The 24,684-nt window shown below is 66.4% G+C and carries 18 protein-coding genes; 14 read left to right on the forward strand and 4 right to left on the reverse strand.

The genetic code is table 11. The features are described from left to right. Positions 1–63: 63 nt before the first annotated feature. From ACPTTC_RS21035 to fdhA, 8 genes are all read left to right on the forward strand, one after another. A complete protein-coding gene (locus tag ACPTTC_RS21035; RefSeq protein ID WP_423393751.1) occupies positions 64–633 on the forward strand; it encodes a methyltransferase family protein in 570 nt (189 codons plus the stop codon). A gap of 17 nt (positions 634–650) precedes the next feature. Continuing rightward, positions 651–1,934 carry a glycosyltransferase gene (locus tag ACPTTC_RS21040; protein ID WP_423393752.1) on the forward strand — a complete coding sequence of 428 codons (1,284 nt, stop codon included), beginning with the start codon at positions 651–653 and terminating at the stop codon, positions 1,932–1,934. Beyond that, positions 1,931–3,526, forward strand: a complete 1,596-nt coding sequence (locus tag ACPTTC_RS21045) for a DHA2 family efflux MFS transporter permease subunit (RefSeq protein ID WP_423393753.1) — start codon at positions 1,931–1,933, stop codon at positions 3,524–3,526. The genes ACPTTC_RS21040 and ACPTTC_RS21045 overlap by 4 nt, the downstream gene beginning before the upstream one ends. Positions 3,527–3,536: 10 nt before the next feature. After that, the gene (locus tag ACPTTC_RS21050) at positions 3,537–4,475 is read left to right on the forward strand and encodes a glycosyltransferase family 2 protein (protein ID WP_423393754.1); all 939 of its coding nucleotides are present in this window, start codon (positions 3,537–3,539) and stop codon (positions 4,473–4,475) included. An 8-nt stretch (positions 4,476–4,483) separates the two neighbouring features. Next, complete coding sequence (locus ACPTTC_RS21055; RefSeq protein ID WP_423393755.1) at positions 4,484–6,340, forward strand: efflux transporter outer membrane subunit; 1,857 nt, start codon at positions 4,484–4,486, stop codon at positions 6,338–6,340. Continuing rightward, positions 6,340–7,530 carry an HlyD family efflux transporter periplasmic adaptor subunit gene (locus ACPTTC_RS21060; protein ID WP_423393756.1) on the forward strand — a complete coding sequence of 397 codons (1,191 nt, stop codon included), beginning with the start codon at positions 6,340–6,342 and terminating at the stop codon, positions 7,528–7,530. The genes ACPTTC_RS21055 and ACPTTC_RS21060 overlap by 1 nt, the downstream gene beginning before the upstream one ends. Further along, entirely contained in the window at positions 7,527–8,459 is a 933-nt protein-coding gene (locus tag ACPTTC_RS21065; RefSeq protein WP_423393757.1) for an SDR family NAD(P)-dependent oxidoreductase, read from the forward strand. The genes ACPTTC_RS21060 and ACPTTC_RS21065 overlap by 4 nt, the downstream gene beginning before the upstream one ends. A 187-nt stretch (positions 8,460–8,646) precedes the next feature. Further along, a complete protein-coding gene (fdhA, locus tag ACPTTC_RS21070) occupies positions 8,647–9,843 on the forward strand; it encodes a formaldehyde dehydrogenase, glutathione-independent (protein ID WP_059525191.1) in 1,197 nt (398 codons plus the stop codon). 102 nt (positions 9,844–9,945) lie between these two features. On the opposite strand, the gene ACPTTC_RS21075 is transcribed toward fdhA, so the two are convergent. Then, complete coding sequence (locus ACPTTC_RS21075; protein ID WP_423395691.1) at positions 9,946–10,701, reverse strand: hypothetical protein; 756 nt, start codon at positions 10,699–10,701, stop codon at positions 9,946–9,948. 263 nt (positions 10,702–10,964) lie between these two features. Continuing rightward, a complete protein-coding gene (locus ACPTTC_RS21080) occupies positions 10,965–12,386 on the reverse strand; it encodes a PLP-dependent aminotransferase family protein (RefSeq protein ID WP_423393758.1) in 1,422 nt (473 codons plus the stop codon). Between the two features lie 269 nt (positions 12,387–12,655). Between ACPTTC_RS21080 and ACPTTC_RS21085 the strand changes: the two genes are divergently transcribed. Further along, positions 12,656–14,068 carry a discoidin domain-containing protein gene (locus tag ACPTTC_RS21085; protein ID WP_423393759.1) on the forward strand — a complete coding sequence of 471 codons (1,413 nt, stop codon included), beginning with the start codon at positions 12,656–12,658 and terminating at the stop codon, positions 14,066–14,068. Positions 14,069–14,832: 764 nt separating this feature from the next. Here ACPTTC_RS21085 and ACPTTC_RS21090 read toward each other — a convergent pair. Then, complete coding sequence (locus ACPTTC_RS21090) at positions 14,833–15,321, reverse strand: hypothetical protein (protein ID WP_423393760.1); 489 nt, start codon at positions 15,319–15,321, stop codon at positions 14,833–14,835. Between the two features lie 874 nt (positions 15,322–16,195). After that, a complete protein-coding gene (locus ACPTTC_RS21095) occupies positions 16,196–17,221 on the reverse strand; it encodes a GlxA family transcriptional regulator (RefSeq protein WP_423393761.1) in 1,026 nt (341 codons plus the stop codon). Positions 17,222–17,669: 448 nt separating this feature from the next. Between ACPTTC_RS21095 and ACPTTC_RS21100 the strand changes: the two genes are divergently transcribed. From ACPTTC_RS21100 to ACPTTC_RS21120, 5 genes are all read left to right on the forward strand, one after another. After that, positions 17,670–18,944: a serine hydroxymethyltransferase gene (locus tag ACPTTC_RS21100; RefSeq protein ID WP_175953108.1), complete on the forward strand. Its 1,275-nt coding sequence runs from the start codon at positions 17,670–17,672 to the stop codon at positions 18,942–18,944. Positions 18,945–18,975: 31 nt separating this feature from the next. Then, positions 18,976–19,947, forward strand: coding sequence for a dipeptidase (locus ACPTTC_RS21105; RefSeq protein ID WP_175953109.1), 972 nt, complete (start codon positions 18,976–18,978; stop codon positions 19,945–19,947). A gap of 140 nt (positions 19,948–20,087) precedes the next feature. Next, on the forward strand, positions 20,088–20,621 hold the full coding sequence (locus ACPTTC_RS21110) for a DUF5943 domain-containing protein (RefSeq protein WP_226196165.1): 534 nt from the start codon (positions 20,088–20,090) through the stop codon (positions 20,619–20,621). A 68-nt stretch (positions 20,622–20,689) separates the two neighbouring features. Beyond that, entirely contained in the window at positions 20,690–22,753 is a 2,064-nt protein-coding gene (locus ACPTTC_RS21115; RefSeq protein WP_021160633.1) for an NADH:flavin oxidoreductase, read from the forward strand. A 3-nt stretch (positions 22,754–22,756) separates the two neighbouring features. Continuing rightward, positions 22,757–24,682 (forward strand): (Fe-S)-binding protein, encoded by a 1,926-nt coding sequence (locus tag ACPTTC_RS21120; RefSeq protein ID WP_423393762.1) that lies wholly within the window; start codon positions 22,757–22,759, stop codon positions 24,680–24,682. The last annotated feature ends 2 nt before the right edge of the window (positions 24,683–24,684 follow it).

Genomic DNA, 24,684 nt, shown 5'->3' on the forward strand with positions numbered 1-24,684 from the left:
AAACGCCGTGCGTCCGGTACGCGCGGCGCTCCCGAATTCCCATCCCAACGAGGCAGGCCCGCCGTGAATATCGTTCAGACCATCGCCATCGTCGTTCCGTGGGCCGCGTGGCTCGCCTACTGGATCGCCTCTTCGCAAGGCGTGAAGACGACCGTGCGCAAGGAAGCGTCGCGCTCGCGCACGCTGCAGTCGATTCCGCTGATCGTCGGCGGCGCGCTGATCATCCTGCCCGATCCGTCGTGGCAGGCGCTCGTGCCGGACTGGCAGCGCTTCGGCCTGCAGGCACAGTGCGGGCTCGCGGTGCTGGTGGCCGGCCTGCTGTTCTCGGTGTGGGCGCGGCTGCACCTCGGCACGAACTGGAGCGTGTCGGTCACGCTGAAGGAAAACCATGAACTCGTCCGCACCGGGCCGTACGGGCTCGTGCGTCACCCGATCTACACGGGCTGCCTGGTCGCGCTCGTCGGCGCGGCGCTGATCGGCGGCGAATGGCGTGGCGCGATCGGCGTACTGCTCGTGTTCGCGTCGCTCGCGTACAAGGTGCGCGTCGAGGAAAGCTGGCTGACCGGGTATTTCGGGCCGGCGTACACGCAGTACCGTCGCGAAGTCGCGGCGCTGATTCCCGGCTTCTATTGAACCCCGCGAGGCGCGCGATGGCGAAGATGATCGTGACCGCGATCGGTTCGGCGGGCGACGTGCATCCGCTGCTCGGCGTTGCGCGTACGCTCGCGTCGCGCGGTCACGACATGGTGTTCTGTACGCACGCGCCGTTCGAGGCGGCCGTGCGCCGTTGCGGGTTCACATTCGTGCCGATCGGCACGCAGGCCGACTACGAAGCCGCGATGGCGAACCCCGCGCTGTGGGATCCGCGCACGTCGTTTCGCACGCTGTGGCAGGTGATCGCGCCGACGCTGCGCCCGCATTACGACGCGCTGCGTGCGCTGACCGACCGCGATACGGTGCTCGTCGGCACGCTGTGGGCGTTCTCCGCGCGCTTCATGCAGGAACTGCACGGCACGCCGTACGTGTCGGTGCAGGTGTCGCCGTCGACGCTGTTGTCCGCGCATGCGCCGCCGACGCACCCGCGCCTGACGATTCCCGCGCGCTGGCCGCTGCCCGTGAAGGCGGCGCTGATGACGCTGATCGAGCGCCAGGTGCTCGATCGCACCTGCGGCCCCGCACTCAACGCGGTGCGCCGCGATCTCGGGCTCGCGCCCGTGCGCCGCGTGCTGGGCCGCTGGCTGCATTCGACCGACGGCGTGCTGTGCCTGTTTCCCGGCTGGTTCGCGCCGCCGCAGCGCGACTGGCCCGCGAATCATCTGCAAAGCGGCTTTCCGTTGTTCAACGATGTCGCGGCGCCGGCCCATGACGTCGAACTCGACGCATTTCTGTCGGCCGGCGAGCCGCCGGTCGCTTTTACGGCCGGTTCGACACTTGTCGATCACGCGGCTTATGCGCGCGCGGTGGCGGACGCGCTGCGTGCGACCGGCGCGCGCGGCATCCTGCTGACGCCGGATGATGCGGCACGGAGCAGCGAGCGGTTGCTCGTGCGTCACTTCGTGCCGATGCGCACGCTGCTGCCGCTTTGCCGTGCGCTCGTGCATCACGGCGGGATCGGCACCGCGGCGCTCGCGTTCGAAGCCGGGATCGCGCAGGTCGTCACGCCGTTCGCGCACGACCAGTTCGACAACGCGCAGCGGGTTGCCGTGAGCGGGTGCGGCGTGCGCGTCGACGGCCCGATCGACGGCGCGCGCCTCGGCGCGGCGCTCGCGCGCGTGCTCGGTGAACCTTCGTTCGCGGCCCACGCGGCGCGCACGCGCGCGCTGCTTGCGGCCGAGCGGGACGGCTGCGATGCCGCCGCCGATTTCATCGAACGGTTCGCACCGGCGCACGGGCCGTCAGCCATGCGGCCCGACGTCGCGGTGGCCGGCGCATGAGCACCGCGTCGCCGCTTCACGACGGGCCCGTCGCGCCGTCCGCGTTCGACGCGCCGGCCCCCCAGCCGGCCGCGCAGCCGGTGCGCGGCATCCGGCTGGCGCTGCTGACCTTCGCGCTGTCGCTCGCGACCTTCATCGAGGTGCTCGACTCGACCGTGACGAACGTCGCGGTGCCGGCGATCTCCGGCAGTCTCGGCGTATCGAACAGCCAGGGCACCTGGGTGATCAGCTCGTATTCGGTCGCGGCCGCTATCGCGGTGCCGTTGACGGGCTGGCTCGCACGCCGCGTCGGCGAGTTGCGGCTGTTCGTCGGCGCGGTGCTGCTGTTCACGCTGACGTCGCTGTTGTGCGGGCTCGCGCGCGACCTGCACGTGCTGGTGATCTGTCGCGCGCTGCAGGGGCTGTGCTCGGGGCCGATGGTGCCGCTGTCGCAGACGATCCTGTTGCGCACGTTCCCGCCGGACAAGCGCACGATCGCGCTCGCGCTGTGGGCGATGACGGTGCTGCTCGCGCCGATCTTCGGGCCGGTGGTCGGCGGCTGGATCGTCGACAATTTCTCGTGGCCGTGGATTTTCCTGATCAATTTGCCGATCGGGCTGTTCTCGTTCGCGGTCTGCACCGCGATGCTGCGGCCTGATGCGCAACGCGGCGAGGCCGGCCCGATCGACGTGCCGGGCATCGTGCTGCTCGTGATCGGCGTCGGCTCGCTGCAGGCGATGCTCGATCTCGGCCACGATCGCGGCTGGTTCGGCTCGCCGCTGATCGTCGCGCTGGCGGTGATCGCGGGGCTCTCGATCGTGTCGCTGCTGATCTGGGAGGCGGGCGAGGCGCATCCCGTCGTCGATCTCGGCCTGTTCCGCGATCGCACGTTCTCGTTCTGCGTGCTGATCATCTCGCTCGGGATGATGAGCTTCTCGGTGGTCGGCGTCGTGTTCCCGCTGTGGATGCAGGCCGTGATGGGCTACAACGCGTTCCACGCGGGGCTCGCCACCGCATCGCTCGGCGTGCTCGCGCTGGTGTTCTCGATCCTCGTCGGGCTGCATGCGCATCGCTTCGACGCGCGCGTGCTCGCGACCTTCGGCTTCCTCGTGTTCGCGGCCGTGCTCGCGTGGGATGCGCATTTCACGCTGAAGATGACGTTCGCGCAGATCGCCGCGCCGGGGCTGATCCAGGGGATCGGGCTGCCGTGCTTCTTCATCCCGCTGACCGCCGCGACGCTGTCGCGCATTCCGGACGACCGGCTCGCCGCCGCGTCGAGCCTGTCGAACTTCCTGCGCACGCTGTCGGCCGCGTTCGGCACCGCGATGAGCGTGACGCTGTGGGACAACCGCGCGACGTATCACTACGACGTCGTGTCGCAATCCGTCACGCATGCGTCGGCGAACACGCAGCGCTTCGTGCACACGCTGAACGCGATGGGCGTGGACGGCGTGCGCGAGCTGACGACGCTGCACCAGGTCGTGATGCAGCAGGCCTACATGATGGCGACCAACGACATGTTCTGGATGGCGAGCATGACGTGTCTCGCACTCGCGGCAATGATGTGGCTGACGCGGCCGAAACGCGGCGCGGCGGCGTCGTTCGGGCATTGAGGAGAGGAGCATGACGACACTTGGCGCACTCGTGATCCTGTATCACCCGAGCGATGCGCAGCTCGACGCACTCGGCGCATGGCGGCACGCGTGCGACGCGCTGCTCGTCGTCGACAACACGCCGCAGCCCGATGTACGGGCCCGCGAGCTGTGCGCGCGCGAAGGCATCACGCTGCTGCATCACGGCAATCGCGGCGGGATCGCGGGCGCGTACAACGCGGGGCTTGCGGTGCTGTTTCGCGATCGCATCGATGCCGTCGCGCTGTTCGACCAGGATTCGTCGGTGCCGGCTGCGTATTTCCCCGCGATGCGCGATGTCTGCGCAGGGCTTGCGGGGCGCGCGTTCCTGGCCGGCCCGCGCATCTTCGACGAGAATGCGCGCAGCTTCCTGCCCGAACTGTCGACCAACGGGATCGGGCTGCGCCGCTTGCGGATCGAGCCGGGCGCGCCGTTGCAGCGCTGCGCGTTCCTGATTTCCTCGGGGTGCGTCGTGTCGCGCGACGCATTCGACGTGCTCGGCCGGTTCGACGAGACGCTGTTCATCGATCACGTCGATACCGAGTACAGTTTCCGCGCGCTGTCGCGCAACGTGCCGCTCTATGTCGTGCCGTCGCTGGTGCTGCCGCACCGGATCGGCGCAAAGCAGCGTCACGCGATCGGCCCTTTCGAAATGACGTCGATGAATCACTCGTGGCAACGGCGCTACTACAGCGCGCGCAACGCGGTGCAGCTCGGGATGCAGTACGGGCTGCGCTTTCCGGTGGCGATCGTGCCGAACCTGCTGACCGTGTGGCAGGTCGTGCAGATCGCGCTCGTCGAGCGCGACAAGCGCGCGAAGCTCGCCGGCATCCTGTTCGGCGTCGCGGACGGCCTGTTCGGCCGGCTCGGCCCGCTCGAACGCGCGCGCCCGCGTCTGGCCGCGCGGGCGCAGCGCGTTCAGCAGGGATGAGGGGCACAATGCGGCGTGTGAATGGAAACGCGGATCCGGCGCGCGGCGCGAAGGGCGGCTCGAGGATGATCGTCGCCGCGGCGGTGTCGCTGGCGTTGAGCGGATGCGTGCCGTCGGGCTTCCTGCCGTCGCTGTCGTTGCACGCGCCGGCCGACGATGCACTCGCGCACACGGCCGGCCCCGGCGTGAACGGCGCATGGCCCGCGCCCGACTGGGTGAAGCAGTTGCAGGATCCGCAGCTCGACGCGCTGGTCGCCGAGGCGTCGCAAAACAACCCCGATCTGCAGGTCGCGCAGGCGCGGCTCAGGATCGCGCAGGCACAGCTTCAGCAGTTCGATTCGTTGACGGGGTTGACGGGCACGGCCGGCGCAACGGTCAGCCGTGCGCGGATGCCGAAGCCGGGCAACGACGTCGCCGACGTATCGGTTAGCGGCTACCGCGTACCTGTGGAGATCTTCGGCGATCCGAACACTTCGCCGTCGTCGGTATTCGTCGGGCTGACCTACCAGCTCGACCTGTGGGGCAAGAACCGCGCCGCGACGAAAAGCCTGATATCGCTGCGCGAAGCGGCGCGGGTCGAGGCCGAGCAGGTGCGGCTCACGCTGGCGGTCGCGATCGTCACCGTGTACTGCCAGCTCGACCAGGCGTATGCGACGCAGGATCTATTGCAGCAGAAGCTGAAGGTCAGCCAGCGCGTGACGGCCGTGCTGCGCGAGCGCACCGCGCGCGGGCTCGACAACGCGTACGACGCGAGCGACGCATCGATCAAGCGCAGCAAGCTGCTCGCGCAGATCGCGCTGAACGACGAGCAGATCAAGCTCGCGCAACTTCAGCTCGGCGTGCTGTCGGGCCGTGGCCCCGAGCGTGGGCTCGCGCTGCAGCGGCCGCGGGTCGGCGCGTTCGCGGGCGGTGCGCTGCCGGCGCGGCTGCCGGCTGATCTCCTGGGGCGCCGGCCCGACATCGTCGCCGCGCGGTTGCGCGTCGAAGCCGCGTTCGCGAATGCCGATTCGACGCGCGCCCAGTTTTATCCGGATGTGAACCTCGTCGCGCTCGGCGGCGTGTTCGCGCTGACGCCCGCGTCGCTGTTCTCGCGCGACGCGCTCGCCGGCTCCATCGGTCCGGCGATCTCGCTGCCGATCTTCGATCGCGGCCGGCTGAAGGCGAAGCTCGGCGCGGATGTCGCGCAGGCCGATGTCGCGATCGGGCTGTACAACAAGACCGTCGACGATGCGCTCGGGCAGGTCGCGCAGTTCGTCACGTCGCTGCAGACGTCGCAGACGCTCGTCGCGCAGCAGCAGGACGCGGTCGCGGCCGCGCAGAAGATCGTGGAGATCGCGACCGACCGTCACCGGCGCGGCGTACTGATGCAGAAGGATGTCGACGTCGCGGATCTCACGCTGATCGACGAGCGCGCGCAGTTGATCGCGTTGCTCGGCCGGCAGCGGACGCTGCGCGTCGGGCTGATCGGCGCGCTGGGCGGCGGGTTCGATGCAGGGGCAACGGTCGCACAGGCGCCGGCCGTGCATCGGGCGCGTAGCGGGGCGGCGAAGCGAGGCGCTTCTGCTGCTCCGCCCACGGCGGCTGCCGTGGCTGCTGCGACCACACCCATCGCGAGCCGGCCGGTGCCGGGGCCGTCGGCGGATACCCGTGCGGAGCGCGCGGCCGTGTCGCCGAGCGTCGCTGCATCGAATCCGGGTTCCGCACGGCGCGACGACGCGGCGCACATGCCAGCCGTCGGCGCGACGCCTCGCGGTGCGCCCGTTCTCGCGCACACCGCAGTGGCGAATCCGGTGCCGAGCCCGTCGGTCATGCCGCCGATTCCCCTGTTCCAGCACGATCGTCTGATCGTTACGCAAAGCGACTGATGCACCACGACAACCTCCATACCGCCGCGCCGCCGGCCGCATTGAACGACCCGGCACTCGACGCGCGCCGCGCGACGCGCCGCAAGCGCTTCGCCGTGTTCTTCGCGGTCGTGCTGCTGGCCGCGCTCGCGTGGATCGCATACTGGCTGTTGAGCGACCGCTACTACGAAGATACCGACGACGCGTATGTCGCGGGCAGCATCGTGCAGGTCGCCGCGCAGGTTCCGGGCACCGTCACCGACGTGCTGGTTGCCGATACGCAGGCGGTGCGCGCCGGGCAGACGCTCGTGCGGCTCGACGACACCGAGGCGTCCGTCGCATTCGCGCAGGCGAAGGCGCAGCTCGCGCAGGCCGTGCGGCAGGTCGCGAACGCGAAGATCTCGAACACGATGTACGTCGAGGCCGTGAACGCGCGGCGCGCCGACCTGTCGCTCGCGCAGCGCGCGCTCGCGGCGCGCTCGGGCGCATCGGTCGAGATCGTCGCGCCCGAGGAACTCGCGCGTGCGCGCGCGGCGGTGGCCGGCGCGCAGGCGAATCTCGCGGCCGCGCAGGCGCAGCTCGATGCGGCACGTGCGCTCGGCACCAAACTGCCCGTCGACGAAAGCCCGGCTGTCGTGCAGGCGGCCGCGCAGTTCAAGCTTGCTTACCGGAACCTGAGGCGCACGACGATCGTCGCGCCCGTCGACGGCACGATCGGGCAGCGCTCGGTGCAGGTCGGCCAGCAGGTCGGGCCCGGCGTGCCGCTGATGTCGGTCGTGCAGCTCAACCAGCTGTGGATCGAGGCGAATTTCAAGGAAGGGCAGATCCGCCACATGCGCATCGGGCAGCCCGTCGAAGTCGTGTCGGATCTGTACGGCTCGCGCGTGACCTACCGCGGCCGCGTGCAGGGCTTCTCGGCGGGCACCGGCAGCGCGTTCTCGATGCTGCCGTCGCAGAACGCGGCCGGCAACTGGATCAAGGTCGTGCAGCGCGTGCCGGTCGTGATCGCGCTCGACGCGCGCGATCTCGCCGCGCATCCGCTGCGCGTCGGGTTGTCGATGCGCGCGACGGTCGACACGCACGACCGCAACGGCCACGCGCTCGACAGCGAGCCGCCGACGCCGGCCGTCAGCACGCGCGTGCACGACGGCGTCGCGAGCGAGGCCGATGCGGCCGCCGCGGCGATCATCCGCGAGAATGCCGGCGGTTGATCGTCCGCCGCTGTGCGATGCGCCGCGGGCACCGGTCGGCCGATGTCCGAAAGATTCGAAAAAAGCATGATTCACGGCAGAAAATATCGTGCTTCGTACCGGCGCAACGCCGTGTCGCGCAGGGCTATGCTGTCGCGCTATCGGGACAGCAACGCGAATCGGAGGCACGTGTGTTCGATCTTTCAGGCAAGGTGGCCGTCATTACCGGAGGGGCGAGCGGCATCGGGCTCGGCATCGCGCGCGGCATGGTCGAGGCCGGCGCGCGCGTCGTTCTCGTCGGCCGCGATCCCGTCAAGGGCGACGCGGCGCTGGCGTCGCTGCCGGCAGGCGCCGAGCGGGGCCTGTTCGTCCAGGCGGACGTCACGCGGCGCGACGCGTGCGTGGCGGCCGTCGAGCAGGCGGAACAGCATTTCGGCAGGCTGGACATTCTCGTGAACAACGCGGGAATGAATATCCGCAAGCCAGGGCATGAACTGAGCGCCGACGAGTGGCACCGCATCATCGATACGAACCTGAGCGGCGCCCATTTCTGCGCGCAGGCCATTCATCCCGCATTCCGGCGCGCCGGCGGCGGCAAGATCGTCAATATCGGCTCGATGCTGTCGCTGTTCGGCACCACTTACGGTGCGGCCTACGCGGCCAGCAAGGGCGGAATCGTTCAGTTGGGCCGGGCGTGGGCCGTCGAATGGGCGCCGGACAACATCCAGGTCAACACGCTGCTGCCCGGATGGATCGAAACCGAACTGATTGCCGAGGCCAAACGGCTGTTTCCGGATCTCGAGCGCAGTGTCCTGGCGCGCACCCCTTTACGGCGCTGGGGCAAGCCGCGGGACCTGGCCGGCATCGCCGTCGCGTTGTGCTCCCCCGAGTGCGACTTCGTGACGGGCGCGGTGATTCCCGTGGACGGCGGCTATTCGGTTCAGGGATGACGGTTGCCCGAAGGCTTCCCGCGCGACTTTCGCATTTCCGCCATCGATGTCGGCGTTGTTCAAACGCGTGTCGCGTTTGAGACGTCGGTGGCCCTGTCTCCCGGACTACTCTCGAACAGCACGTTGCGCGTGTGCCGCATGATCCGGCGCGCCGCAGCGCCAGCCAACGAGACATGGAGACAATACGATGAGCAGCAATCGAGGTGTCGTCTATCTTGGACCGGGTCAGGTCGAAGTCCAGAAAATCGATTATCCGAAGATGGTCGATCCGAGCGGCCGCGCGATCGGCCACGGCGTGATCCTGAAAGTGGTCAGCACGAACATCTGCGGCTCCGACCAGCACATGGTGCGCGGCCGCACGACTGCGCCGGTCGGCCTCGTGCTCGGTCACGAGATCACGGGCGAGGTGGTCGAGATCGGTCGCGACGTCGAGACGCTGAAGCTCGGCGATCTCGTGTCGGTGCCGTTCAACGTGGCCTGCGGCCGCTGCGCGATGTGCAAGGACACGCATACGGGCGTGTGCCTGAACGTGAACCCGTCGCGTGCGGGCGGCGCGTACGGCTACGTCGACATGGGCGGCTGGATCGGTGGCCAGGCCGAGTACGTGCTCGTGCCGTATGCGGATTTCAACCTGCTGAAATTCCCCGATCGTGATCAGGCGATGGCGAAGATCCGCGATCTGACCTGCCTGTCCGATATTTTGCCGACCGGTTATCACGGTGCGGTGAGCGCGGGCGTGAAGCCGGGCTCGACAGTCTATATCGCGGGTGCGGGCCCGGTCGGGATGGCGGCGGCCGCCTCGGCGCGCCTGCTCGGCGCGGCCGTGACGATCGTCGGCGACATGAACGCGGAACGCCTCGCGCACGCGCGGGCGATGGGCTTCGAGACGGTCGACCTGTCGAAGGACGCATCGCTCGGCGAGCAGATCGAGCAGATCCTCGGCGTGCCCGAGATCGACTGCGCGGTCGACTGCGTCGGCTTCGAGGCGCACGGCCACGGTTCGTCGGGCCATGCGGAGGAAGCGCCCGCGACGGTGCTGAACTCGCTGATGGAAATCACGCGGCCGGCCGGCGCGATCGGCATCCCGGGCCTGTACGTGACGGACGATCCGGGCGCGAAGGACAAGGCTGCGCAGCACGGCAGCCTGAGCATCCGCTTCGGCCTCGGCTGGGCGAAGTCGCACTCGTTCTTCACGGGCCAGACGCCGGTGCTGAAGTACAACCGCAACCTGATGCAGGCGATCCTGTTCGACCGGCTGCCGATCGCGAAGATCGTCAACGTCGAAGTGATTTCGCTCGACCAGGCGCCGGAAGGCTACAAGAAGTTCGACGGCGGTGCGCCGCGCAAATTCGTCATCGACCCGCACGGGTTGCTGGCAGCGTGATGCGCTAGCGTTCGACGCGCGCGACGCGTCATGCGAGACGGGCGGTGCCGGAAACGGGCCGCCCGTTTCTACTGGGGAGGCGCGGAGCAGGGCGGGCCGCGCTCAGTGGCCGCGATAGAGCTGCGCGATTTGCGTATTGCCGGCGGTGTTGCGTCGCGCATGCGCGGTGTGCCCGCTCACACGGTGGAATGCGCGGGCGCGATGCGCGGCACCGGCGCCACGCCTGGCATTCAAGTCCACCAGGCGAACCGTGCCGGTGCCGTGCGACCGGGCGGATGCACGCATGGCCGGCGAGGCTTGCGCGACTGTCGTCCGTTCGCCGGCTTGGCTGACATCCAGGCTGCCCTGTCGGGTGGTTGGCGCCTGCGTGCCGTCGGTCGAATGAAACGGATAGACGGGCGCCGGCAGGACCGGCAGCACGGGATCGTTCGATGCGTACGGGCCGGCATGGCTCGCCCTCGCGCCCGACTCATTCGACCCGCGACAAACGGGATCGGCCTTGCATGTCCGGTCGACCGTCACGTAGCCGCCGACCAGCAGAACGAGTGTCAGGAGGCTCAGGATCGGCGCGGTCGATGCGTGCGGCCGTCGGAATGCCGCGTTGCGAAGCGCCCGCGCGATGCGCGATGACCACGTGTGAAAGGAGTGCGCCGCATGCGTGCCGTTCGATGCGGCGCGGATCGAATCGAACGGCCCGTTCCAGCGGCCGCAGACGGGGCAGTGCTCGAGCGCGCGGAAGGCCACGAAGCCGCATTCCCTGCAGCGGAAGCCGGCAGCGCGCCGCGCTTCGGCTCGCACGCTCAGGATCGCGCGCCACGCATCTCGCGCGCGAATTGTGCGGTTCGGCAGGACTCGCATCGCGGCAAGCGGACGGGCGCTGTCAACGACGCGCACGGTCGCCAGTCGTCATGATCGTTTCAGGCAAGGCAACCGATCGGCTGGCGCAGGCATCCGGCGGAGCGTGCGTCGTCGACGGTCGTTCGCATGCGGTGCTCATGAGGTTCTCCGTGACGTCGGGTGCGCGGAACACGTTCGTCCGTGGCGGCCTACCGCTTCATTCTTGGTCGTCGGCGCGTGAAACGCAAGGCGCGGGCGGGCCGTCGCGATTCGTCGGATCCGACCTATCCGTCCTGCCGCTGCCGCGCTGCGAGCGTCCCGATGGTCTGCATCGCGTGCTCGACGGCCGGCGTCCACGGCCGGCCGTAATTGAGCCGAAGATAACGGCGGAATCCGCCGGTCGCGGAAAAGAGCGGCCCCGGCGCAATGCTGACGCCGCTTTCCATCGCATCGCCGAACAGGTGCATCGCATCCACGCGCGGAGGCAGTTCGATCCACAGGAAATACCCGCCGGGCGGCGCGAACACCTCGGTACCCGCGGGAAAATAGGCGCGCACGGCCGCCAGCATCTGCGCCTGGTGCGCAGCGAGATTGCGGCGCAGCTTGCGCAGGAAGCGGTCGTAGCCGCCGTCGCGCAGGTAGCTCGAAATCGCCATCTGCGCAGGCACGTCGGCCGCCGGCGCGCTCGCGCCTTTTGCCTGACGGATTTGCCGCACGTAGCGTCCGGCCGCGACCCAGCCGATCCGGAACCCGGGCGCGAGGCATTTCGAGAACGAACCGCAATGCAGGACGAGCCCGCTGTCGTCGTACAGTTTGGCGGGGCGCGTGGGGACCGTCCCGAAATGCAGCTCGCCATACACGTCGTCCTCGATCAGCGGCACGTTGCGTGCCGCGAGCAGGTCGATCAGCGCGCGCTTGCGCTCGTCGGTCAGCGTCGCGCCGGTCGGGTTGTGGAACGACGTCATGAACCAGCAAGCGCGCACCGGATGCGTGTCGAGCGCTTTCTCGAGCGCGTCGAGATCGAGGCCGGTGCGCGGGTCGACCGGAATCTCGACGGCCTTCAGGTGCAGGCGCTGCACGGCCTCCAGGACTGCGTGGAATGCCGGTCGCTCGATCGCGACGATATCGCCCGGGCGCGTCAGCGCCTGCAGGCAGAGCGTCAGCGCTTCGAGCGCGCCGGTCGTGATGACGATCTCGTCCATCGGCAACGCCCCGCCCGCATTCAGGTAGCGCAGCGCGATCTGGCGGCGCAGCCCGTCGTGGCCGGGCGGCGCGCCGGACAGCAGGGCCGTGCGATCCATGTTGCGGGCCGCCGACGCCATCGCGCGCCACAGGCTGCTCATCGGGAACAGCGAATAGCTGGCGAAGGCCGAGCCGAGCGGAACGATGTCGTCGTATTTGAGGGAGTCGAGCAGGCGGAACAGCGTATCGTCGTTGCCGGTAGGCGGGGCGGCCGGCTTGCGCGGCGGTTCATGGCCGAACCGCACGTGCTTGTCCTCGAGGTTCGCAACGAAATAACCGGACCGTGCACGCGCGACGATCAGACCCTCGCTTTCGAGCGTGTAGTACGCGCGAAACACGGTGGACGGGCTCACGCCGTACGCGCGACAGGCCGCGCGCACGGTGGGGATGCGCGCACCGGCCGCCAGATCGCCGCGCCGGATGGCTTCGGCGATCGTCTGTGCCAGCGCCGCATATCGCTTCATGACGGCCCTCCGGGCGCGTGGGGCGTCGCTGAAAAAAGAGTAGCACGGCACCCGTCGCGCGCAATCCCGTCGACGCGCTGATCCGCATGTTTTGCGTGGCCTCTGATCCTTTTCTTTCGTCTGACGAGCGGGCATCCTAGAGCAAGCTTCATTCCCGATGTCCGATCGATACGGAGACCCCGCTGCCACGCGGCGGATCCGTAGCGCCCGCGCATCCGGTGCGGGACTTTTCCGCGGCGTCCTCCTTACCTTTCCCGGAATCAACCAGCGTGAAATCGACGACCCTCATCGCGGGCCTGATGGCCGGCCTCGCCCTCGGTATGTCCGGCGGCGCGGCACAAGCCGCCTGCATCAGCAATCCCGCCGCCCAGCCGAACACGACGTTTCCCGCCGCCCTGACCGGCAAGCTCGTCTATCACAGCTACGTCAAATACGGCGACGGCACGAGCCAGCTGTTCCTGTACGACTTCTCGGCTCATACGCTGACGCAACTGAGCAAGAGCACGTGGGGCATCACCGATCCGATGAACGGCGTGTTCAGCCCCGACGGCAAGTGGCTCGCATTCATGGGCATCAGCAACGGCGCGTGGAACGTGTTCATGCTGCAGCTTGGCGCCGGCACGCCGCCGGTCAACCTGACCAACAGCACGGGTGCCACGCGCAACGAGGACCCGAAATTCAGCGCGGACGGCAAGACGCTCGTGTTCAAGCAGAACGGCGACGTCAAGCAGGCCACGCTGTCGTACACGAGCGCCGGCCCGGTGTTCACGTCGGTCGTGAGCCTGACGAATGCGCCGGCCGGCGCCGAATACTCGATGCCGTACCTTTCGCCTGATGCGAGCGCCGTGTACTACGCGACCGGCACGGGCGCGAACATGGGGCTGATGAAGCGCACGCTCGCGACCGGCGCCACCGCCACGTTCGATCACCCGGCCGGACTGCAGACGTACTACCCGATCGTGCGTGGGGACGGCATGGTGTTCTACGCACGCTGGAAAGACAGCGGCCAGGCCGACCAGATCTATACGAAGACCGCGGACCCGGCATCGACGCCGAACGCGTTGCCGATCAACGATTGCGTGAGCAACAACTCGGATCCGGCGCCGGTGACCGGCACCAACTATGTGTTCTTCTCGTCGACGACGGCGGGTGGCTATCAGCTCTACGTCGGCGACGTGACGACCGGCCAGCGCTGGAGCCTGTCGCAGTTCGGCGTGAACGCCGACACGACGAAGGCCAAGCTCGGTTCGAGCTACTACGGCGGCCCGGCCGCCGCACAGCCGACGCTGCTGTCGCAGGGACATCCGGCGGCTGCGTCGGCGAGCTACAACGCGTCGCTCACCCCCGACAAGGCGTTCGACGGCAACACCACGAGCACGCGCTGGGATTCGCCGGAAGGGGCGGGCGTCGATCCGCAATGGATCTCCGTGGATCTCGGCGCGACGAAGCATATCGATCACGTCGATCTCTACTGGGACGCGGGCGCGCTCGTCTACCAGATCCAGACGTCGAACGACAACGTCAACTGGACGACGATCTACTCGACGAGCAACGGCGTTTCATATAACCACGTCACGCTGCCGAATCTCAACGGAAGCGGCCGCTACGTGCGGATGCTCGGCACGAAGCGCGCGACGCAGTGGGGTTACTCGCTTTACGAAATGCAGGTGTGGGGGTCGTAAGTGCGCGCTGGAAGCGGTGGCCAGGGTCGCTGCATAGTGTCGGCACTGCTGGAGCGGTCGCCGATACGTTGCAGATTCCGGAATCTTGATGTTTTCGGAAAACGCTGGGCGTGCGGTGTGTCAATCGCGGGCGATGGGCTGACCGGACGAGGGAAGGCGAAGGTGCTGGAAAGGTTAGAAGAAGACGGACCGCTTCGCGCGGGCAAGTCCGAACGCTTCGTGTTACGTCAACGCGTCCTGGGTATCGGGTTTAGGTTCGGGCAGCAGTGATTCGGACACCCGGGCCCGAACGTGATCTCGACGCGTCGCCCGGTATCGTCAAACTTGCTGGAGGGAAACGGCAATTTGTAGATTCGTGCGATAACGGAATTTCGTTCGCCTCGAACCGAAAATTGATCCAATGCGGCTTTGACATTCGCTGCACGTCGTCGAGCAAGGGCTTTCGGGTCTCTCTCCGTCGGTTCCGCCAAACCGACAACCGAGACCACATCGACAATAGGAAAGCGATTGCGCATATCGGCTGACCACACTGACAGCCTCGCCAGCTCGGCGATAGATAGGTCGCTTGAGTCATTGTCGAATCGAACGTCAAAATCCCAGCCGGGCAAGTTCGACGGACCATCGCACGCGAATGCCATATGTGCGCAACTCAACGCGAGCGCGGCGGCAGTCAGCAATTTAGCCAATGTCAACGACGTACCCCGCGATGCTGTCGGCGTCAGAATAAGAGCGTTTGCATACGCTGACGCTCCGTTCCATGGTCGTCAATTGATGGCTTTGCTTCGTGGTGTAACGCGGGGATCGTTGCACATCCATGCACAGCTGCCTTTACATATCGGTGTGAATTCCACGATTACCTGATGAATATTGACTGTTCCGTCGGGTAGTTTCTCCATCATTTTATCGGTAAATGTCTTTTTGTCGACGAAAATATTTTCCGCGATGATGCCAAGTTTTTGCAGATAAGATATCGTATTCTCGGCGCGTGCATCCTTTAGCTTCTCAATGTCTTTTTCGTGGATATAAGCACCGGCAATTACGATTGCTTTAATTTTCACATCAGGCCACTTTTTAGCCTCAATGGCGCTATTCGCTATCATCACTCTATCTGCATTGGATAATGTGGTTTTGTTGAATGGAAATTGCACCAGCGCTTCTTCGCTTATTGTACATGCAGTCGCAGCGCCAGACAGCATTGACGACAGCGCGAGAAGGTAGGCTGCAAAGCCGGATTTCAGTGAATTTCTGTTCATTATTTGATTGTCTTGTCAAATTTTGCAATGTAGCCGGTGATGCTGTCCGCGTTCGTGATGGCGAGATCTGGAATATCATGTATGGACGAGTTATCGAAGATCGCTGGTAATGATTGGTTTGTATATTGGACAAGTATGATTTTTATTAGTAATCCAATGGAAACGTAAATGCTTCGAAGTCGCGCAATAAAGAGGGGAGGGATGAAAGCGCAATCGAGCGCTGAACTTCGCAAACCGAGCGGGAAGATGCGCTGCGATCCAGGACTTGGTCGTTTGCTGTCGACGCTGCTTGTCTACAAGCGGATGCAACTTGATTGATAGGTCGCCGACGAAACGCACTGGGGGTTCAACATAAAGCGTGTACGGCCGAATGGAGCGACAGCGACTGCAACGGCAGAGAAATGGCCGTGCCGCGCCGCGTCGACGAATCATTCGTGGCAGACGGTGCTTACAACGCGGTCGTGATGGCGTCTCGAACCTGTTCGCTCAATCGCGGCTCGCGCCGCGCTCGGCGGCCGAAAGGCGGTAACTCCAAGTGGACCGCGAACGCATGGCAGACGTGATTGCGCTTGTTGTCGCGCTGGGTGGCAGCGGACGAGATCACGTGTTGGAAGCGGCGTTTCTACTCCGGGAAAATTCCGGGCTCGGACGAACGGTACTGTCTGGCGCGACATCGGCCCCGATCCTCGGCGACTGACCCCAGCGAACCAGGAGGGCGGGGAATCGTCCTACAGCGGTAATGCGGTCAGGTGAAGTGCCTCAGAAGCGTCGCGCAGAAAGTTACAACCGCTGCATGGCGGTTGCGACCACGCTTCTACAATCCGTCGGCATCGGTCTTCACGGCCGCATGATTATTTACCGCGCAGCGCGCGTGTCACGCATGGACCGCATGCACCGGAAACACCGGCCCGGCACTGGCCGCGCCCTGCGCGAGCGGCGCGACCTGCTTGCGGCGCTCCCGCGTCGGCGCGACGCCGAATGCGTCGCGATAACTCTTGCTGAAGTGGCAAGCCGACTGGAAGCCGCACGCCATCGTGATGTGCATGATCGACATGTCGGTCTGCAGCAGCAGCTCGCGCGCGCGGCGCAGCCGCAGCGTCAGGTAGTAGTGCGTCGGCGTCATGCCGAGGTGTTCGCGGAACAGGCGCTGCAGTTGCCGCTGCGACATGTTCGCGAGCCGCGCGAGCTCCTCGCGCGACAGCGGCTCCTCGATGTTGTTCTCCATCAGCGAGATCACTTCGAACAGCGACTTGTTCGCGGAGCCCAGGCGCGCGACGAGCGGCATGCGTTGCTGCGCGCTCGTATCGCGCACGTGTTCGACGATGAACTGCTCGGCGATCTGCGTGACGCGCGCGGTGCCCACGCGCGCGGCGATCAGGTTCAGCATCATGTCGAGCGGCGCGACGCCGCCCGTGCACGTGATGCGGTCGCGGTCGATCACGAACAGTTCCTTCAGGAAGCGCGTTTCCGGAAACTCTTCCTTCAGCGCCGACATGTTCTCCCAGTGGATCGCGCACGCGTAGCCCGCGAGCAGCCCCGATTTAGCGAGCGCATAGGTGCCGGTGCACAGGCTGCCGAGCGGGATGCCTGCGCGCGCGAAGCGGCGCAGCGTCGACAGATGGGCGGGCGTGGTCGCGCGCTGCACGTCGACGCCGCCGCACACGAACACGATGTCGGGCTGCCCGACGCATTCGGCCGGGCCGGTATCGACCGTCAGGCCGTTGCTCGCGGTGACCGGGCCGCCATCCGGGCTGATGATCGACCAGCGGTAGAGCGGCTGGCCGCTCAGGTAGTTCGCCATCCGAAGCACCTCGATCGCATTGGTGAACGCGATCATCGTGAAGTTCGGTAATGGCATGAACGCGAAGTGGGACAGCGACGCTGTGCGGTCGGGCGACATGGGGAGCGTTCCTTGAATCTCTAATAGCTTTTCGCCCGGGGGGCACGGGTCGGGCAGCGGTATTGTGTGAGCCAGCGCAACAAGCGTGCCATACGGCTAAACCCTAGCTCCATACGTTGTCTGGCTCAAAGCAGCATGTTGCACTGCACCGAATGCGTGACGTGCTGCACCCCGACCGGGCGGCAATCGCACCGCCGGCGTGCCTGTTCATAGGTGAACTGCTGGGGGCCGTTTGCTCGGCCATCCAAAAAAGCACGACCGGTTACTTGTATAAAACGGACGCGCATGGCGGAAAAGGCAAAGAACGCGTCTAAATTCATCAATCCGCCGAAAATCCGAACGACAAGAATAGAGCCGTCGGCAGCCTTGTACGGGACGAGCGGGAAACCCAGGCAGGGCGGGCCTTGAGCTTCGGTTTCAGCCCCTTATTCTTCGTCACGGACGCACTATGTCGAACACCCAGCCTTTCTTCTCGCAGCCCCTTGCCGAGCGCGACGCGCCGGTGCGCAGCGCCATCCTGAAGGAACTCGAGCGCCAGCAGTCGCAGGTCGAACTGATCGCGTCGGAAAACATCGTGTCGCGCGCCGTGCTCGAGGCGCAGGGCTCGGTGCTGACCAACAAGTACGCGGAAGGCTATCCCGGCAAGCGCTACTACGGCGGCTGCGAGTTCGCGGACGAAGTCGAGGCGCTGGCGATCGAGCGCGTGAAGCAGATCTTCAACGCCGGCTATGCGAACGTGCAGCCGCACTCGGGCGCGCAGGCGAACGGCTCGGTGATGCTCGCGCTGGCCAAACCGGGCGACACGGTGCTCGGCATGTCGCTCGACGCGGGCGGCCACCTGACGCACGGTGCGAAGCCGGCGCTGTCGGGCAAGTGGTTCAACGCCGTTCAGTACGGCGTGAACCGCGACACGATGCTGATCGACTATGACCAGGTCGAAGCACTGGCGCACGAGCACAAGCCGAACCTGATCATCGCCGGCTTCTCGGCGTACCCGCGTGCGCTCGACTTCGCGCGCTTCCGTGCGATCGCCGACAGCGTCGGCGCGAAGCTGATGGTCGACATGGCGCATATCGCCGGCGTGATCGCCGCGGGCCGCCACGCGAACCCGGTCGAGCATGCGCACGTCGTCACGTCGACCACCCACAAGACGCTGCGCGGCCCGCGCGGCGGCTTCGTGCTGACCAACGACGAGGAGATCGCGAAGAAGATCAACTCGGCCGTGTTCCCCGGACTGCAGGGCGGCCCGTTGATGCACGTGATCGCCGGCAAGGCGGTCGCGTTCGGCGAAGTGCTGCATGCGGACTTCAAGACCTACATCGACAATGTGCTCGCGAACGCGCAGGCGCTCGGCGAAGTGCTGAAGGCGGGCGGCGTCGATCTCGTCACGGGCGGCACCGACAACCACCTGCTGCTGGTCGACCTGCGCCCGAAGGGCCTGAAGGGCGCGCCGGTCGAACAGGCGCTGGAGCGTGCGGGCATCACCTGCAACAAGAACGGCATTCCGTTCGACACCGAGAAGCCGACCGTCACGTCGGGCATCCGTCTCGGCACGCCGGCCGGCACGACACGCGGCTTTGGCGTCGCGGAATTCCGCGAGGTGGGCCGCCTGATCCTGGAAGTGTTCGATGCGCTGCGCGCGAACCCGGAAGGCGACCCCGCGACCGAACAGCGTGTGCGCCGCGAGATCTTCGCATTGTGCGAACGCTTCCCGATCTATTGATCCCACCGACCCGACAAGACTGGAGTAACACATGAGCACGCTGCATCAAGACAGCATCATCATCGACGGGCTGAACATCTCGAAGTTCGAGAAGCCGGTGTTCGAAGACATGCGCAAGGGCGGCATCACCGCCGCGAACTGCACGGTGTCGGTCTGGGAGAACTTCACGAAGACCGTCGACAACATCGGCGTGATGAAGAAGAAGATCCGCGACAACAGCGAACTGCTGACGCTGGTGCGCACGACGGAAGACATCTTCCGCGCGAAGAAGGAAGACAAGACCGGCGTGATCCTCGGCTTCCAGAACGCGCACGCGTTCGAGGACAACCTCGGCTACATCGAGGCGTTCCACGACATGGGCGTGCGCGTCGTGCAGCTCTGCTACAACACGCAGAACCTGGTCGGCACCGGTTGCTACGAGCGCGACGGCGGGCTGTCGGACTTCGGCCGCGAAGTGATCACCGAGATGAACCGTGTGGGCATCATGGTCGACCTGTCGCACGTGGGCGGCAACACGTCGTCGGAAGCGATCGCGTTCTCGAAGAAGCCGGTCTGCTATTCGCACTGCCTGCCGTCGGGCCTGAAGGAACATCCGCGCAACAAGAGCGACGAACAGCTGAAGGAGATCGCCGATGCGGGCGGCTTCGTCGGCGTGACGATGTTCGCGCCGTTCCTCAAGCGCGGGATCGAAGCGAACATCGACGACTACATCGAGGCGATCGACTACGTCGTGAACCTGATCGGCGAGGATGCGGTCGGCATCGGCACGGATTTCACGCAGGATTTCGCGAAGGAATTCTTCGACATGCTGACGCATGACAAGGGCCGCTATCGCCAGCTGACGAACTTCGGCAAGGTGATCAACCCGGACGGCATCCGCACGATCGGCGAATTCCCGAACCTGACGGCCGCGATGGAACGCCACGGCTGGAAGGAGTCGCGTATCCGCAAGATCATGGGCGAGAACTGGGTGCGCGTGTTCAAGGACGTGTGGGGCGCATAAGCGCCGCGAACGCCGAACCGCCGCCAGCGATTCAACATTAAAAGAAATCGGGACGTGCCCGCGCAAGCCGCGCGGGCACGCGGACGATGTCGTGCCTGCGCGCCGAGACGCGCGGCCAATTTCCTCACGGAGTCACCACGATGCAACCGCAACTGCCGATCAACGTCGATCCCGATACCGGCGTCTGGACCACCGACGCGCTGCCGATGCTGTACGTGCCGCGTCATTTCTTCACGAACAACCACGTCGCCGTCGAGGAAGCGCTCGGCGTCGAAGCGTATGCCGAGATTCTCTACAAGGCCGGCTACAAGTCCGCCTACCACTGGTGCGACAAGGAAGCCAAGCTGCACGGCCTGACCGGCATGGCCGTATTCGAGCACTACCTGAAGCGCCTGTCGCAGCGCGGTTGGGGCCTGTTCTCGATCATCGAGGCCGATCCCGCCGGCGCGCGCGCCAGGATCGAGTTGCGCCACTCGTCGTTCGTGCTTCAGCAGCCGGGCAAGGAAGGCAAGCTCTGCTACATGTTCGCGGGCTGGTTCGCCGGCGCGATGGACTGGGTCAACGACACGACGCCGGAAGGCAAGGGCGCGCCGCGCGCGCAATCGAAGGAAGTGCAGTGCGCGGCCGAGCATCACGACCACTGCGTCTTCGAAGTGTCGCCGATCGCGCACTGATGCACTGATTCACCGCTACACCACAACACCCGCAACACGAGACATTCGAACGCCAGAGGTCGCCAGCGATGCGTTATCCCCACCTGTTCAAACCCATGCAGCTTAACCAGCTGACGCTGCGCAACCGGATCGTCAGCACCGCGCATGCGGAGGTGTATGCCGAGCCGGGCGGCCTGCCGGGCGACCGCTATATCCGCTACTACGAAGAAAAGGCGAAGGGCGGCGTGGGCCTTGCGATCTGCGGCGGGTCGAGCCCGGTGTCGATCGACAGCCCGCAGGGCTGGTGGAAATCGGTGAACCTGTCGACCGACAAGATCATCGATCCGCTCACGCGCCTCGCCGACACGATGCACAAGCACGGCGCGAAGATCATGATCCAGGCGACCCACATGGGCCGTCGCTCGTCGTTCCACGGCGAGCACTGGCCGCACCTGATGTCGCCGTCGGGCGTGCGCGAACCGGTGCACCGCGGCAACGCGAAGATCATCGAGATCGAGGAAATCCGCCGCATCATCGGCGATTTCGCGGCAGCGGCGAAACGCGTGAAAGCGGCCGGCATGGACGGCATCGAAATCTCGGCCGCGCACCAGCACCTGATCGACCAGTTCTGGAGCAAGCGTTCGAACCACCGCACCGACGAATGGGGCGGCAGCCTGGAGAACCGGCTGCGTTTCGGCATCGAAGTGCTGACGGCCGTGCGCGAGGCGGTCGGCAAGGATTTCTGCGTCGGCCTGCGCATGTGCGGCGACGAATTCCACGAGGACGGCCTCGATCACGAAGCGCTGAAGGAAATCGCGCAGGCGATGTCGGAGACGGGCCTGATCGACTACCTGAGCGTGGTCGGCTCGGGGGGCGACACGCACAACACGATCGCCAACTGCATGCCGCCGATGGCACTGCCGCCGGAGCCGTTCGTGCACCTCGCGGCGGGCATCAAGTCGGTCGTGAAGATTCCGGTGATGCACGCGCAGAGCATTCGCGATGCGGGCCAGGCCGAGCGCCTGCTCGCGACCGGCATGATCGACCTGGTCGGCATGACGCGCGCGCAGATCGCCGATCCGCACATGGTGATCAAGATCCGCGATGGCCGCGAGGATGAAATCAAGCAGTGCGTCGGCGCGAACTACTGCATTGACCGCCAGTACAACGGCCTCGACGTGCTGTGTATCCAGAACGCGGCGACCTCGCGCGAAGCGACGATGCCGCACATCATCGAGAAGTCGCGCGGCCCGAAGCGCAAGGTGGTGGTGGTCGGCGCCGGCCCGGCGGGCCTCGAGGCGGCGCGTGTCGCGAAGCTGCGCGGCCACGACGTCGTGCTATTCGAAAAGAACGCCGAAGTGGGCGGGCAGGTGATGATCGCCGCGAAGGCGCCGCAGCGCGAACAGATGTCGGGGATCATCCGCTGGTTCGACATGGAAACGAAGCGCCTGGGTGTCGACCGCCGTCTCGGCGTGGCCGCCGACGAGAAGATGATCATGGCCGAGAAGCCGGACATCGTCGTGCTCGCGACGGGCGGTTCGAGCTTCACGTGGCAGGTGCCGGGCTGGGGCGTGGCCGAGGGGCTCGCCGTCAGTTCGTGGGACATCCTGACCGGCAAGGTCGAGCCGAAGCAGAACGTGCTGCTGTTCGACGGCGTGAGCACGCATGCGGGCGCCGGCGTGGCCGACTTCATGGCGAGCCGCGGCTCGAAGGTCGAGGTCGTCACGCCGGACGTGAAGGTCGCCGACGATTGCGGCGGCACGACGTTCCCGATCTTCTATCGTCGCCTGTACGCATTCGGCGTGATCCCGACGCCGAACACGATGCTCGATCGCGTCTATGAAGAGGACGGCAAGCTGATCGCCGTGCTGCGCAACGAGTACACGGAAGAACTGGAAGAGCGCGCGGTCGACCAGGTCGTGATCGAGAACGGTTCGTCGCCGAACGACGAGCTGTACTGGAAGCTCAAGCCGGAATCGGTGAACCGCGGCCAGATCGATCCGCACACGCTGTTCGCGGCCGAGCCGCAGCCGTGCCTGTCGGAAGAACTCGGCAACGGCCGTTTCCTGCTGTTCCGTGTCGGCGATTGCATCTCGATGCACAACGTCCACGGCGCGATCTACGACTCGCTGCGTCTCGTGAAGGATTTCTAAACGATGAATCCGTCCTTCCTCATTACCGCCCTGTTGTGGCTGTCGGTGGCGGGGCTCGCGTTCGCGGTCGCGAAGCGTTCGTCCTACTGGCGTCTTGGCCGGGCCACCGCGCCCGGCACGTTTGGCGTCGCGAACCTGTTCGCGATCCCGAAGCGCTACTTCGTCGACCTGCACCATGTGGTCGCCCGTGATCCGTATATCGCGAAGACGCACGTCGCGACGGCGGGCGGCGCGATCGGCGCACTCGCGCTGGTGTTCGTCAACTACGGCCTCGCGATCTATTCGCCGTGGCTCGACAAGCTGATCTTCCTCGCGGCGCTCGCGATGCTGGTCGGCGCGGTGTTCGTGTGGCGCCGGCGCGCGGCCAGGGACGTGCCGGCCCGCCTGTCGCGCGGCCCGTGGAATACGCTGCCCTGGCTGCTCGGCTCGTTCGCGCTCGGCCTCGTGCTGTTCATGCTGGTGCCGACCGGCGCGATGTCGGGTGCGTTCGCGGTGCTCTGCGCAGTGCTGATCGGTGTCGGTGCATTCACGATGACGGTCGGCGCTGCCAAGGGCGGCCCGATGAAGCATGCGATCGCCGGCTTGCTGCACCTGGCGTTCCACCCGCGCCAGGAGCGCTTCGCGGCCACCCGCGAATCGTTCACGGGCAACGGCACGGCCACGCCGCCGACCGCGCTGAAGCTGCCGGACATCGAGCATCAGGAGTACGGCGTCGAGAAGCCGGTCGAATTCCGCTGGAACCAGTTGCTGAGCTTCGATGCGTGCGTGCAGTGCGGCAAGTGCGAAGCCGCGTGCCCCGCGTTCGCGTCGGGCCAGCCGCTGAATCCGAAGAAGCTGATCCAGGATCTCGTCGTCGGGATGGCCGGTGGCACCGATGCCGCGTACGCGGGCAGCCCGTCGCCGGGCCTCGCGGTCGGCCAGCATCGCGGCGAGCCGAACGGCCCGATCGTGTCGGGCCTGATCGAAGAGCAGACGCTGTGGTCGTGCACGACCTGCCGCGCGTGCGTGCAGGAATGCCCGATGCTGATCGAGCACGTCGACGCGATCGTCGACATGCGCCGCAACCGCACGCTCGTGCATGGCTCGGTGCCGGGCAAGGGCCAGGAAGTGCTCGCGAACCTGCGCGAGACGGGCACGATGGGCGGCTACGACACGGCTGCGCGCTACGACTGGTCGGTCGACCTGAGCGCGCCCGTCGCGCAGCCCGGCAAGCCGGTCGACGTGCTGTTCGTCGCGGGCGAAGGCGCGTTCGACATGCGCTACCAGCGCACGCTGCGCGCGTTCGTCAAGGTGCTGAACAAGGCGGGCGTCGACTACGCGGTGCTCGGCTCGACCGAAACCGATACGGGCGACGTTGCACGCCGGCTCGGCGACGAAGCGACGTTCCAGCAGATGGCGAAGCGCCTGATCGGCACGCTCGGCACGCTGTCGTACCGGCAGATCGTGACGGCCGATCCGCACGTGATGCACAGCCTGCGCAACGAATACCGCGCGCTCGGGCTGCGCGTGACGGTCAAGCACCACACGACCTATCTCGCCGAACTGGCCGACAGCGGCAAGATCGCGCCGAAGGCCGTCGAAGCGCTGCGCGAGAAGCGCACCACGTATCACGACCCGTGCTATCTCGGCCGCTACAACGGCGAGACGGAAGCGCCGCGCAAGCTGCTGAAGACGATCGGCATCCAGGTCGTCGAGATGGAGCGCAACGGCATGCGCGGCCGCTGCTGCGGCGGTGGCGGCGGTGCGCCGCTGACCGACATCCCCGGCAAGCAGCGCATTCCCGACATCCGCATCGCGGACGCACGCACGATCGGTGCGGACGTGGTCGCGGTTGCCTGCCCGAACTGCACGGCGATGCTCGAAGGCGTCGTGGGCCCGCGCCCCGACGTGCTCGACGTGGCCGAACTCGTCGCCGCCTCGCTGGAGTGAAT

Origin of the sequence: Burkholderia mycopellens (assembly GCF_964265025.1) — a bacterium.
GTDB lineage: Bacteria > Pseudomonadota > Gammaproteobacteria > Burkholderiales > Burkholderiaceae > Burkholderia.